Annotated in this window: 11 protein-coding genes; 10 read left to right on the forward strand and 1 reads right to left on the reverse strand. The window is 66.3% G+C overall.

From position 1 onward, the window contains the following. Window positions 1-22: 22 nt before the first annotated feature. Window positions 23-1,204, reverse strand: a complete 1,182-nt coding sequence (locus tag IEY68_RS17495; RefSeq protein WP_058853030.1) for an amidohydrolase family protein — start codon at window positions 1,202-1,204, stop codon at window positions 23-25. Between the two features lie 432 nt (window positions 1,205-1,636). Between IEY68_RS17495 and IEY68_RS17500 the strand changes: the two genes are divergently transcribed. The 10 genes from IEY68_RS17500 (at window position 1,637) to IEY68_RS17545 (ending at window position 12,474) form a co-directional block, all read left to right on the forward strand. Continuing rightward, the gene (locus tag IEY68_RS17500) at window positions 1,637-2,239 is read left to right on the forward strand and encodes a TetR/AcrR family transcriptional regulator (RefSeq protein WP_058853031.1); all 603 of its coding nucleotides are present in this window, start codon (window positions 1,637-1,639) and stop codon (window positions 2,237-2,239) included. Continuing rightward, window positions 2,239-2,745, forward strand: a complete 507-nt coding sequence (locus tag IEY68_RS17505; RefSeq protein WP_058853035.1) for a hypothetical protein — start codon at window positions 2,239-2,241, stop codon at window positions 2,743-2,745. The genes IEY68_RS17500 and IEY68_RS17505 overlap by 1 nt, the downstream gene beginning before the upstream one ends. Window positions 2,746-3,504: 759 nt before the next feature. Next, window positions 3,505-4,299 carry an MlaE family ABC transporter permease gene (locus IEY68_RS17510; protein WP_058853033.1) on the forward strand — a complete coding sequence of 265 codons (795 nt, stop codon included), beginning with the start codon at window positions 3,505-3,507 and terminating at the stop codon, window positions 4,297-4,299. Between the two features lie 13 nt (window positions 4,300-4,312). Then, the gene (locus tag IEY68_RS17515) at window positions 4,313-5,170 is read left to right on the forward strand and encodes an MlaE family ABC transporter permease (protein WP_058853034.1); all 858 of its coding nucleotides are present in this window, start codon (window positions 4,313-4,315) and stop codon (window positions 5,168-5,170) included. Window positions 5,171-5,182: 12 nt separating this feature from the next. Beyond that, on the forward strand, window positions 5,183-6,448 hold the full coding sequence (locus IEY68_RS17520) for an MCE family protein (RefSeq protein ID WP_229718846.1): 1,266 nt from the start codon (window positions 5,183-5,185) through the stop codon (window positions 6,446-6,448). Continuing rightward, complete coding sequence (locus tag IEY68_RS17525) at window positions 6,445-7,461, forward strand: MCE family protein (RefSeq protein WP_063001061.1); 1,017 nt, start codon at window positions 6,445-6,447, stop codon at window positions 7,459-7,461. Before IEY68_RS17520 ends, IEY68_RS17525 begins: the two co-directional genes overlap by 4 nt. 1 nt (window position 7,462) lies before the next feature. After that, on the forward strand, window positions 7,463-8,494 hold the full coding sequence (locus IEY68_RS17530) for an MCE family protein (RefSeq protein ID WP_063001063.1): 1,032 nt from the start codon (window positions 7,463-7,465) through the stop codon (window positions 8,492-8,494). After that, on the forward strand, window positions 8,491-9,738 hold the full coding sequence (locus IEY68_RS17535; RefSeq protein ID WP_063001065.1) for an MCE family protein: 1,248 nt from the start codon (window positions 8,491-8,493) through the stop codon (window positions 9,736-9,738). Before IEY68_RS17530 ends, IEY68_RS17535 begins: the two co-directional genes overlap by 4 nt. A 4-nt stretch (window positions 9,739-9,742) precedes the next feature. Continuing rightward, window positions 9,743-11,023: an MCE family protein gene (locus tag IEY68_RS17540; RefSeq protein ID WP_063001067.1), complete on the forward strand. Its 1,281-nt coding sequence runs from the start codon at window positions 9,743-9,745 to the stop codon at window positions 11,021-11,023. A gap of 2 nt (window positions 11,024-11,025) precedes the next feature. Next, window positions 11,026-12,474 carry an MCE family protein gene (locus IEY68_RS17545; protein ID WP_063001071.1) on the forward strand — a complete coding sequence of 483 codons (1,449 nt, stop codon included), beginning with the start codon at window positions 11,026-11,028 and terminating at the stop codon, window positions 12,472-12,474. The last annotated feature ends 117 nt before the right edge of the window (window positions 12,475-12,591 follow it).

Raw genomic sequence — 12,591 nt, forward strand, 5'->3', positions numbered from 1 at the left:
CAGATCCTTCTCGCCCTCGGCGCTACAGCCCGGCCTGTACACCCAGGAAGTCCTTGATGTTTCCGCTCACGATGCGGGCGGCATCCTCCGGGCCGACGGCCGCCACGACCGCGGCCAGCGACTGCTCCGAGTAGCCGAATGTGCTCTCGTTGTGCGGATAGTCCGAGGACCACATCACCCGGTCCACCCCGATCTGGTCGATGATGGCCAGGCCGAGCGGGTCGACCATGAACGAGGCGCGCATATGGTTCTGCCAGTAATGGCGCACCTCGTGTTCGACCGGGCGGTTGTACATGTGCCGGTAGGAGGCGTTCATATGCTCGGCGTCCTGCAGCGCCGAGGCGACCCAGTTGATCCCGCCCTCGAACCAGCCGATCTGCAGGCCCGGATGCCGGTCGATGATGCCGCTGAACAGATACTTGGAGAACAGCTCCCGGAACGGGGCCACATTGTGCATCATGCCGACGACGACGCTGTTCACCTCGCACGGCGCCGACAGCGGCGATTCGCCGATATGGTGCGAGACCGGTACGCCGGATTCCTCGATGGCGTCCCAGACGCCGATCATCTCGGTGCTGCCGTAGTCGATGACATTGCCGTCGTCGTCCTTGCCGGCCGATAGTGGCAGCAGGAATGTTCTGAGGCCCAGTGCCTTCAGCTCGGTCAGGGTCCGGCGCGCCCCGTCGGCGTCCCACCAGTTGATCAATCCGACACCGTACAACTTCCCGCCGGAACGTTCCTGCACCTCGGCGATGTACTCGTTGTAGATGCGGAAACAGCGCTCGCGGACCGCCTTGTCCGGGTAGAAGAGCAGGGCCAGCAGCGAATTGGGGAACGCCAGTTCCCTGTCGATACCGTCGGCGCGCAGATCCGCCACCCGGGCCTCGAGGTTCGTGCTACCCGAACCGTCGAGCGGGTCGTACTGCATCAGTACCCGGCTGAAATCGCCGGGCAGGAACGATTTGCCCTTGCGCCCGATCTGGTAGGCCCCGTCCTCGTACCACACTCGGGGTGCCTTGTCCCGGAGCTCCTCGGGGAAGCGTTCGTAGAAGATATCGTCGGCGAGGGAGATGTGGTTGTCGGCGGAGAAGACCTCGGTGCCGGTGGGGAGTCCGAGTGTGCCCTCGGCGTGGCCCCGGCGATCCTTCGGCGGACCGAAACCCTGTGGCGGGTAGAGCTGGGCACTGCTGGGCGAAGTCGGCATCGTGACCCTCCAATGGATCGTTTGATTCGCGAATTTGCCGTCGGCGGTCGTGGCCCCGGGCGGCCGCTGCCGTCACCGTGTTATGCCGATTCCGTATGAATTGCTGCGCAAACGGATCGGCGGTGCGTGCGGCCGGATATCGGGTGGTGGCCCGCCAAGCTGAAAACGACATTGTCACAAAGCGAGAGTGACGTTCTATGAGATAGTGGCGATTTATGCGTTCTTCTGCGGCTAGGGCTGCGAGAATGATATTTTCATCAGAGGTTCACGCCGGGTGCCGCGAGTATTGCGCGGGGGCGGATTTCGGGTCTGTGATGGCCGCGATCCGCGCGTGAAGACCCGTTGCCGGGGCAACTTCCCTGTAACCCTTGTCACAGGATCGAAACCAACCTACTGTGTGTTCACTAGGTTTGTCAGATCGGGGTTCGGACCATGACAGCTCCTCGTCCTTATGCCGCACTCCTCGCCAAAGGGGAAGACCGCAGGCAGCGCATCCTCGCCGTCGCCCAACGTCTGCTCACCCGGAACGGCTGGCGCAGCACCACGCTCGCCCAGATCGCCGGAGAGGCCGGAGTGACCTCCGCGGGGTTGCTGCATCACTTCTCCTCCAAAGAGCAGTTGCTGCATGCCGTTCTGGACGCGCGCGACGCCGAGGACCTGGAGGACGCCAATATCAACGGCGATCTGATCGTCGAGATCCGCAAGGTGGTCACCCGGATGGAACGGCATCCGGAATTGGTCGGCACCTTCGTCGTCCTCCTGGTCGAGAACCTGATGCCCGAAGCGCCGCTGCACGATCGCATGCTCGATCGGTGGCATATGGCGGTCGAACTGGTCGTCCAGGCCATCCTCCGCGGCCAGGAGGACGGTCGGTACCGGCGCGATATCGACCCCCGGGTCCGTGCGGTGGAAATCGTCGCCTTCTTGAACGGAATGGAGATCTCATGGCTGCTCGATCGTTCGATCCCGCTGGCCGACGTATTCAACGGTTACACCGAGTCGCTGGCCCGCGACTTGGCGGCGAAGGAGATGTGATGAGGTACCGGCTCGATGTGGTGGCGGCAACCGTGGCCGACGCGGTCCAGTTCGCCGGCGGGTGGTTGTTCGATCGATCGGTGGCCGGCTGGGACGTGACGGTGCTGCTCGCGCAGCCGTCCGATATCCGGCCGTTGAAGATCCTCGGCGCCGAGGTCCGCGAGCTCGACGCGGTACTGGCCACCGAGGTGCCCGGCAGGCTGCCGCAGGCGCTGGCCGTCAACGCCGATGTCTGTAGCAGGGACGGCCGCGCCCGCAAGGGTGTACTGCGGGCCCTCGAAGACCGGGGGATCGAGGTCGTCGTCTGGGGTGACGGCTGGCCGGCCGGTCAGGATCACGGCGTGGATCCGGTGCTGCACCGGCTGAGCTGTGCCGCGCGAGCGTTCAAGGCGCAGGCGATGGTCGCGGCCGGGCTCTCGCCCGCCGCGGTGACGCCGAGCGAGATCTTTCGTAGCGGGGCCATGGAGTACGCGCCGTTCTGCGCGGATCTGGTGCCCGCGGTCTGATCGCGGGTCCGCATGCCGCCGGGTGGCCGAGCGGTCCCGTGTGGGTGGGCCCCGGTGTGCGGCCGGCCGGGTCGGCCTGGATCACGCCGACCCGGACAGTGTTCCGGTGGTAGCGGCGGGCTCCGGAAGCGGGACGCCGGAAGTGGGGCGTCGCCGCTGATTTTCCGGACCCGTCGCGAGGATTCGGCGACCGGATCGGAAGTTCGAAAATGCGTTTCGTACGCATTTGTGCGAATTCAACACGGGGGTCGAAGTATCGGGGGGATTTGAAACATCGAATTTCACAATTTCGTGGGTCGCTCGGGGGTTGTCGTGGGCGTTTCGCTGGTCCGCGGGTGGGGGGATCATGCCTGTTCGAGGGGTTTTTGTGGCGGCGCGGTCGCCGTTTGCCCGATCTGCCTGGGCGTTCCGGGAAACTTGTTGCCAAGTATTGAATTCTCCGTATTCGGATGTCATCCTATTGGAAATTGAGAATGACATTTCCGTACCGAGAGATGTGACAGCAGACCGGCTGAGACGGCATCAGCCTTCGGATCGTGATCCGTAGCCGTTCACCCGGGAACCGTTCGTCGCGCCGCGGCTCGTCCGGAGCCGCCCCGTCTCGGTGGGACCGCGCCACCCGGCGCATCCGCCGAGCCGTCGATCGTTCGACAGGAGCACTTCGATGCCGAATTCCTCGTTGCCCGGGTGCGTCCCCGGCCTCCCGGGGGACCGCCCGAACGGCACGGCGGCAACCGTTTCCGACGCGATGAGGTCCCGATGACCACCCGCACCCCGGTCTGGATCCGGGCCAAGGACCGGATCGCGGGACCTCTCCAGACAGTGGGCGGCCTGTTCGCCATGACCGCGGACGCGGTGAAATTCGCGTTCCGGCGGCCGTTCCAGACCCGGGAATTCTTCGAACAGGCGTGGTTCATCGTGCGGGTCTCGCTGGTTCCCACGCTGCTGGTGGCGATCCCGTTCACCGTGCTGGTCAGCTTCACCCTCAACATCCTGTTGCGCGAGTTGGGCGCCGCCGACCTGTCCGGGGCGGGCGCGGCCTTCGGGGCGGTGACCCAGGTGGGCCCGATGGTCACCGTGCTGATCGTGGCCGGTTCCGGAGCCACCGCGATGTGCGCCGATCTGGGGTCCCGGACCATCCGGGAGGAGATCGCGGCCATGGAGGTGCTCGGGATCGATCCGGTCCAGCGCCTGGTCACCCCGCGCATGCTGGCCTCCGGGCTGGTCGCGTTACTGCTGAACAACCTGGTCTGCATCATCGGCGTGCTCGGCGGATACGTCTTCTCGGTGTACGTGCAGGACGTGAATCCGGGTGCGTTCGTCGCCGGGATCACCCTGCTCACCGGCATCAACGAGGTGATCATCTCGTCGGTGAAGGCACTGCTGTTCGGGCTGGTCGCCGGGATCGTCGCCTGCTATCGCGGGCTGATCGTCACCGGTGGCGCGAAAGCGGTGGGTAACGCGGTCAACGAGACCGTGGTCTATGCGTTCATGTCGCTGTTCGTCATCAATGTGATGGTCACGGCGATCGGCATCCAGTTGACGACCGGATGAGAGGAGGTATCCGATGACAGCCTCCGCGGTTCTGGCGGCTCGGTATCCGATGATCATCCGCCGGCTGCGTAAACCGGTGGATGTACTGGGCCGGCTCGGTGACCACGCCATCTTCTATACGAAGGCGCTGGCATTCGCGCCGATGGCGGCGTGGCGGTACAAGCGGGAGACGATCCGGCTGATCGCCGAGATCAGTATGGGCGCGGGCACATTGGCGGCATTCGGCGGCACGGTGGTGATCGTCAGCTTTCTGACCCTGGCCACCGGCGGCACCCTGGCGGTACAGGGTTACAGCTCGCTCGGTGATATCGGGATCGAGGCACTCACCGGCTTCCTGTCCGCGTTCATCAACGTGCGGATCTCGGCCCCGGTCGTGGCCGGTATCGGACTGGCGGCCACCTTCGGTGCCGGCGTCACGGCGCAATTGGGCGCCATGCGGATCAACGAAGAGATCGATGCGCTGGAATCCATCGCGATAGAGCCGATCTCGTATCTCGTCGGCACTCGTATCGTGGCCGGGATGATCGCCATCACCCCGCTGTACGCGATCGCGGTGATCGCCTCGTTCCTGGCCAGCCGGTTCACCACCGTGGTGATCCTGGGCCAGTCCTCCGGACTCTACGACCACTACTTCGCCACCTTCCTGAACCCGATCGACCTGATCTGGTCGTTCCTACAGGCGATCCTCATGGCGATCACGATCCTGCTGATCCACACCTACTTCGGGTTCTTCGCCGCGGGCGGGCCCTCGGGTGTCGGGACAGCGGTGGGCAACGCGGTGCGGACCTCGCTCATCGCGGTCGTATCGGTGACGCTGCTGGTCTCGCTCGCCGTGTACGGGTCCAACGGCAACTTCGAGCTGTCGGGGTAGGGGATGGCGCTGGTGGCAAACGAAACGCAGTCGTGGGCGTACCGCCCACTGTCGGGCTCGCAGCCGCCCGGCCCGCCGGCGGGCCGCCGCCGGCGGGACCGGCTGCGGTCGTTGTCCGCGGCGGGACGGCCCGCCGCGGGGTTGGTGGCGCTGTCCGCCGGTATCGCGATCGTGGTCCTCGCCGTCACCCTCTTCCAGGGTGGATTCGCCGATACCGTGGCGGTCACCGTGCATTCGCCGCGGGCCGGGCTGGTGATGTACCCCGACGCCGAGGTGAAACTGCGCGGGGTCACGGTGGGTGCGGTGCACTCCATCGCGGAACGCTCCGACGGAACCGCCGAGATCGAACTGGCGATCGATCGCGGGCAGCTCGACCGCATACCCGGCGACGTCACCGTGGATATCGCCTCCACCACCGTGTTCGGTGCCAAATACATCCAGCTGGTGCCGCCCGACCGGCCCTCGGACCGCCGTCTGGAGGCCGGACAGGTGTTCGCCGCCGAGAGCGTGACGGTCGAGATCAATACGGTCTTCCAGCAACTCACCCAGGTGCTGGGCGAGATCCAGCCGGAGAAGCTGAACGAGACCCTCGGCGCCCTGGCCAACGCGATGCGCGGACGCGGTGACCGGGTGGGCCAGATGCTGGTCGACCTCGAGGCTTTCCTGGCGAAACTGGAACCGGGATTGCCCGCGTTGCGCGCCGATCTCGCCATGGCGCCGCAGGTCGCGGGGACCTACGCGGATTCGGCGCAGCCACTGGTGGACACCGTCGCCAACGCCACGAAATTGAGCAACACGGTGGTGGAGGAACAACAGCAGCTCGACGTTCTGCTCATGAGCCTGATCGGCCTGGCCGATACCGGCAATCGGGTGATCGGCGACAACGGCGCGGCGCTGGCGAGTTCACTCGACGCGCTCGTCCCCACCACCGATCTCACCAACCGCTACCGCACGGCGCTGACCTGCGCGCTGGACGGTCTCGGCTATCTCGCCTCGGTGAAACCGGTGCAGGTACCGGGAATCGGGTTGTCGGCGAACTTCCTCTGGGGTGTGGAACCGTACCGGTATCCGGATCATCTCCCGAAAGTCGCGGCCAAGGGCGGACCGCAGTGCTCGATGCTGCCGGTCGGTTACGAGGACTTCCCGCCGTTCGTAGTCACCGATGTCGGCGCCGACCCGAATGCCGGCCCGTTCCGGCCCGGGCTCACCCTGAACACCGAATCATTGGCCAGAGCGCTGTTCGGCCCGGCCGCCGCCGGGAAGGAAGCGCCGCGATGAGCAACCGCGATACGCCCCTGCTGAAATTCGGGATCTTCGCCGCGGTGATGGTGGTGCTCTCGGCCTGCCTGATCATCGTGTTCGGGGAGTACCGCAGCGGGTCCACCAACGAATACTCGGCGGTGTTCGCCGACTCCTCGGCGCTGCGCGAAGGGGATACGGTCCGGGTTTCGGGCGTTGTGGTCGGTTCCGTGCGCGGCGTCGAGCTCGAGCAGGACCACCGGGTACGGGTGGAATTCGACGCCGACCGGGCATTGCCACTGACCACGGGCACCCAGGTCGCGGTGCGGTATCTCAACCTCGTCGGTGATCGCTATCTCGAACTCGTCGACAAACCCGGCAACGAGCTGCCGGCGGGCGGGGAGCTACCGATCGAGAACACGGTCGGCGCACTGGATCTGGATCTGTTGCTCGGTGGTCTGAAACCGGTGATCCAGGGCCTGAACGCCCGTGATGTGAACGCGCTGACCTGGTCGCTGCTGGAGATCGTGCAGGGCAAGGAGGGCACAGTGAACTCCATCCTCGGGCGTACCGCCTCGTTCTCCGCGGCGCTGGCCGATAACAACCAGATCATCGCGCAGCTGATCGACAACCTGAAGACGGTGATGACGACACTGCAATCGGAGGGCGGCCAGTTCTCGAATCTGGTGGATCGACTCGAACAGCTGATCACCCAGCTCAGCAACGATCGTGATCCGATCGCCGCGGCGATCGACTCCCTGGAGAGCGGCACCGCCACGGTCGCCGATCTGCTCACCCAGGGCCGCCCGCCGCTGGCCGGCGCCATCGACCAGGTCAACCAGCTGGCCGCCAATATCGACGGCGACAAGCAGACCCTCGACACCGCTCTGCGGAAGGCTCCGGAGAATTTCCGGAAACTGGTGCGCACCGGCGCCTATGGCAACTTCATCCAGTACTACCTGTGCGATTTGACCCTGCGGGTCAACGATCTGTCCGGTCAGGTCGTGGAGATCCCGGCAGCCGTACAGACCGACGGAAGGTGCGCTCCCTGACATGTTTCGATACCGCGGAAGACATCTGCTGCGGCACGGCCTGGTCGGGATCGTGCTCATCGTCTGTGTCATCTCGCTGGGGCTGCAGTCCCAGCAGGTGATCGCCTGGGGGACGACGGTCCGCTACCAGGCCCTCTTCCAGGAGGCCGGGGGCCTGGAAGCCGGGGACGAGGTGATCGTGTCGGGTGTGCGGGTCGGTTCGGTGACCGATGTCCAGTTGGACAACGGGGACGCGCGAGTGGTGTTCACCGTGCGCGGTTCGGTGCCGGTGGGTGCCGAGAGCACGGTGCAGATCAAGACGGGTTCGTTACTGGGCAAGCGGATCATGACCCTGGTCTCGCACGGTGACGAGCACCTGCGGCCGCTGGCCACGATCCCGGTCGAGCGCACCTCGTCGCCGTATTCGCTGACCGACGCGCTCGGCGAGCTGACCACCAGCGCCGGGGCGATGGACACCGATTCGCTGAACAATTCGCTGAACATGCTCTCGTCGACACTCGATACGATCGCCCCGCAGCTGGGGCCGGCGTTCGACGGTCTGTCCGAATTGTCGAAAACCATCAACAGCCGCAATACCGCGCTGCGGGATCTGCTCGCCGCCTCCCGGGATGTCACCGGCATCCTGGCAGACCGCGGCCAGCAGGTGAACACCATGCTGCTCAACGCCAATACGCTGATCGGTGTTCTCGACGACCGTCGGCAGGCGATCGCGACCCTGCTGGCCAATACCGCCGTTGTCGCCGATCAGCTGACCGAACTCGTCGCCGACAACGAGGCCGAACTGGGGCCCGCACTGGACCGGCTCAACTCCGTGACCGAGGTGTTGCAGCAGAACCGTGACAACATCGCCAAGGCGATTCCGGGCCTGGCCAAGGCGTCGCTGACCCAGGGCGAGGCGGTATCGGGCGGACCGTTCTACAACGCCTATGTCGCCAATCTGATACCCGCCCAGTGGATCCGGCCGTTCGTCGACGCCGCGTTCGGCGGGTCGGTCCCGCAACCACCCGCACCGCAACCGGGGGCACCGCGATGAATCGGACGCCGATCCTGCGAGTGGCCGCCGGCGTCCTGGCTGTCGTGGTGGTGGCGGCCGCGTTCGCGCTGGTGAACCGTACAGTGCTCGCGCCGACCACGGTTCGCGCGATTTTCACCACCGCCACCGCCATCTATCCCGGTGACGATGTGCGCGTCTCCGGAGTGAAGGTGGGGACGATCGCGGGACTCGAACCGCGCGGCACCACCGTGGAGATGGAACTGCACATCGACCGGGGCGTGGATATCCCGGCGAACGCCGGCGCGGTGATCGTGGCGCAGAGCCTGATCGATTCGCGGTATGTCCAGCTCACCCCCGCATACCGCGGCGACGGTGACACCATGCCCGACGGGGCTGTCATCCCGCTGGAGCGCACCGCGGTCCCGGTGGAGTGGGACGAGATCAAAACACAGCTCACCCGGCTGGCCACCGAATTGGGACCCGACGGCGATCAGTCCTCCGGTCCGGCGGGCCGGTTCATCGACAGCGCGGCCAACGCCCTAGCGGGCAACGGCGACAAGCTGCGGCAGGTGCTGACACAGCTCTCCGGGGTCGGCCGGATCCTGGCATCCGGTAGCGGCGATATCGCGGACACGCTCGAGAATCTTCAGGTCTTCGTGACAGCCCTGCGCGACAGCAATGTACAGATCGTGCAGTTCCAGAACCGGCTGGCGACCCTCACCAGCGTGCTCGACAGCAGCCGCTCCGATCTCGACGCGGCACTGAACAATCTCGCCGTCGCCGTCGGCGAGGTACAGCGGTTCGTCGCGGCGAACCGGGACAAGGCCGGCGAACAGGTGGGCCGGCTGGCCGATGTCACCCAGAACCTCGTCGACAATCGCGGCGAACTCGAGGAGTTGCTACATATCTTCCCGACCAGCCTGGCCAACTTCTACAACATCTACAACCCCGATACCGGCACCGAGGCAGGGGTTTTCGTGCTGAACAACTTCTCCAACCCCATCGAGTTCGTCTGCGGCGGTATCGCCAGCGTGGAGAACATCGGCGCCGAGGAAGCCGCGCGCAAATGCCGCGACTATCTGGGGCCGGTGCTCGGGCTGATGAATTTCAACTATCTTCCGGTGCCGGTGAACCCGGGACTCGGCCCCTCGGCATCGCCGGACAACATCATCTACAGCGAACCGGGTCTGGTTCCGCCGGCCGCTCAGGCGGTGAGCCCGGCCGCGCCGCCCCCGCCACCGGCGCCCACCTTGGCCGAGATCCTCTTCCCCGGCGGGCGGTGATCGTATGGCGATACCGGGACGTCCGCGAAAACTGCGCCGAGCCGCGCTGGGCTGCGCGTGTGTGGTGATGACCGCGTCGGGATGTGCGTGGGACGGGGTGAACTCGCTTCCCCTGCCGGGAGCGACAGGCCGGGAGGCGGGCGCCACGACGCTCTATGTCGAGATGGCCGATGTCGGCACGCTGACCCCGAACTCACCGGTACTGATCGACGATGTCGTGGTCGGCAGTATCGGCGATATCCACGTCGAGAACTGGCATGCGCTGGTCGAGGTTTCCGTTGAACCGGGCGAGGTGATTCCGGCGAACGCGCAAGCCCGGGTCGGACAGACCAGCCTGCTGGGTTCGATGCACCTGGCACTGGATCCGCCGCCCGGCGTGGCGCCGCAGGGCCGGCTGGAGTCCGGCGCGCGTATCGGACTCGACGACACCGCGACCTATCCCTCGACCGAGCAGACCCTGGCCTCGCTGTCGGTGGTGGTCAACGGCGGCGGCCTGGGTCAGGTCGGCGATATCGTCGGCAGCCTCGGCGCGGCGTTCGAGGGCCGCGAGACGAATGTCCGCGCCCTGCTGGATCGTCTGGATGTCTTCCTCGGCACCCTCGACGCGCAGCGCGCCGATATCGTCGCCACCATCGACGGCCTGAACCGGCTCGGCGCTACGTTCGCCGCGCAGCGCGATGTGCTGACTGAGGCGCTGCACAGGATTCCGCCCGCGCTGGATGTACTGATCCGGGAGCGGCCGGATCTGGTCTCGGCCATGGACCATCTGCGCACCTTCAGCGATACCGCCAACAGTGTCCTGACCACCGTGCACGACGATCTGCTGACCAACCTGCGCAATCTGGAACCGACGCTGCGGGCGCTGGCCGCGGTCGGCCCGGATATCAACAAGGCCATCGCGTTCGCGACCGTGTTCCCCTACGGGCAGTATCTGGTCGACAACGGCGTGCGCGGCGATTTCATCAATCTTTTCGCCACGGTCGACCTCACCATCCCGCGGCTGCGTCGTGAACTGCTACTGGGTACGCCGTGGGGTGATCCGACCGCGGTCATCCAGGCCGCGGTGGGTGACCCGGGTTATGCGGAGCAGACCAAGAATCCACTCGGATTCGGTATCACTGCGCCGCCGGTCGCGGCGCCGCCCGCCGCTCCGACTCCGGTACCCGCTCCGGCTCCCGAACCTGCTCCGGCGCCGCCCCCCGCGCCCGCCCCCGGTCTGCCGTTCCCACTGCCGCAGTTACCGCTACCCCAGATACCCCTGCCACCCGGGATCGGAGGCCGCTGATGCTGCTGTCCCGTTTCGTCCGTGCCCAGCTCGTCATCTTCAGCATTCTCTCGGTGATCGGCCTGGTCGTGATGTCGGTGATCTATATGAAGCTGCCGACCCTGGCCGGAGTCGGCACCATGGATGTGGCGGTGGAACTGCCCGAGGCCGGTGGACTCTATCGGTTCGGCAATGTGACCTACCGGGGTATCCAAGTGGGAAAGGTGACTCGCGTCGATCTGACCGAGGACGGGGTGCGGGCCGTCCTCGCGATCGACGGTTCGCATCGGATACCGGCCGATCTGACCGCCGAGGTCCGCAGCGTATCGGCGGTGGGTGAGCAGTACGTGGATCTGCTCCCGCGCACCGATTCCCCGCCGTATCTGTACGACGGCGCCACCATCGAGCGCCGCGATACCGAGATTCCGCAGCCCGTGGGCCCCATGCTGGACCGGCTCAGCGCACTGGTCGGCACGATTCCGAAGGACGATCTGCGCCGGCTGCTCGACGAGATGTTCGCGGGTGTGCACGGCGCGAGCGACGATCTCGACTCGCTACTGAGCTCCGCCGAGAAACTGACCGCGACGATGAACGGCGTGGGCGACAGCACCCGCACCCTGGTAGAAGATGCCGTGCCGCTGCTGGATTCACAGGTGCAGTCGGCGGACGCGATCCGGATCTGGACCCGCGCCACCGCGAATGTCACCGGGCAACTGGTGGCCGACGATCCGCAGCTGCGCACCCTGCTGCACTCGGGACCGGGCTTCGCCGGCGAAGTGTCCCAGCTGCTGGACTCCCTCCAGCTCACCCTGCCGGTGTTGTTGTCCAACCTCACCTCGGTGGGCCAGCTCGCGGTCACCTACAACGCGGGTCTGGAGCAGCTGCTGGTGCTACTGCCTCCGGCGGTGTCACTGGTCCAGGCGGTGCAGCCCACCAAGAACGCGTCAGGTCTGGGTATCGGCGACTTCCGGGTCAGCGGCGTCTCCGACCCACCGGCCTGTACGGTCGGCTTCCTGCCGCCCTCGGAGTGGCGGTCGCCGCAGGATGTCACCACCATCGACACCCCCGACAATCTGTACTGCAAACTGCCGCAGGATCATTCGGTCGCCGTACGTGGCGCGCGCAATATCCCCTGCGCGGGCCACCCGGGCAAACGCGCGCCGACCGCGGAGATTTGCAACAGCGACCAGGACTACGTGCCGGTGGCTCCGGAACAGCCGGTGGTGGGCCCCTATCCCCGTGACCCGGAGCTGGAGGAGCAGGGTATTCCGCCGGATTCACGCTTCGCCCCGCCGCCGGGCAATGCTCCCGCCGCGGATACGACCGCGCCGGGGGGCACTGCGCCGGCGGTCGCCTTCGCCCAGTACGACCCGAACACCGGTGAGTACATGGGTCCCGACGGTCAGCTGTATCGGCAGACCGACCTCGTGGCCGACAGCCACAGCAGCTGGGAGGAAATGCTGCCCCGCTGACCCCGCATCCTCGCTGACCGGGGCCGGAACCGATGCCCCCGGATGAGCACTTCCGTGGGCGGGGCCCGCCCCGGGTTCTGGAGCGACGTAGCGAAGGAGCGCAGCGACTGAGCGAAG

This window comes from Nocardia jinanensis (assembly GCF_014645735.1).
Taxonomy (GTDB): domain Bacteria; phylum Actinomycetota; class Actinomycetes; order Mycobacteriales; family Mycobacteriaceae; genus Nocardia; species Nocardia jinanensis.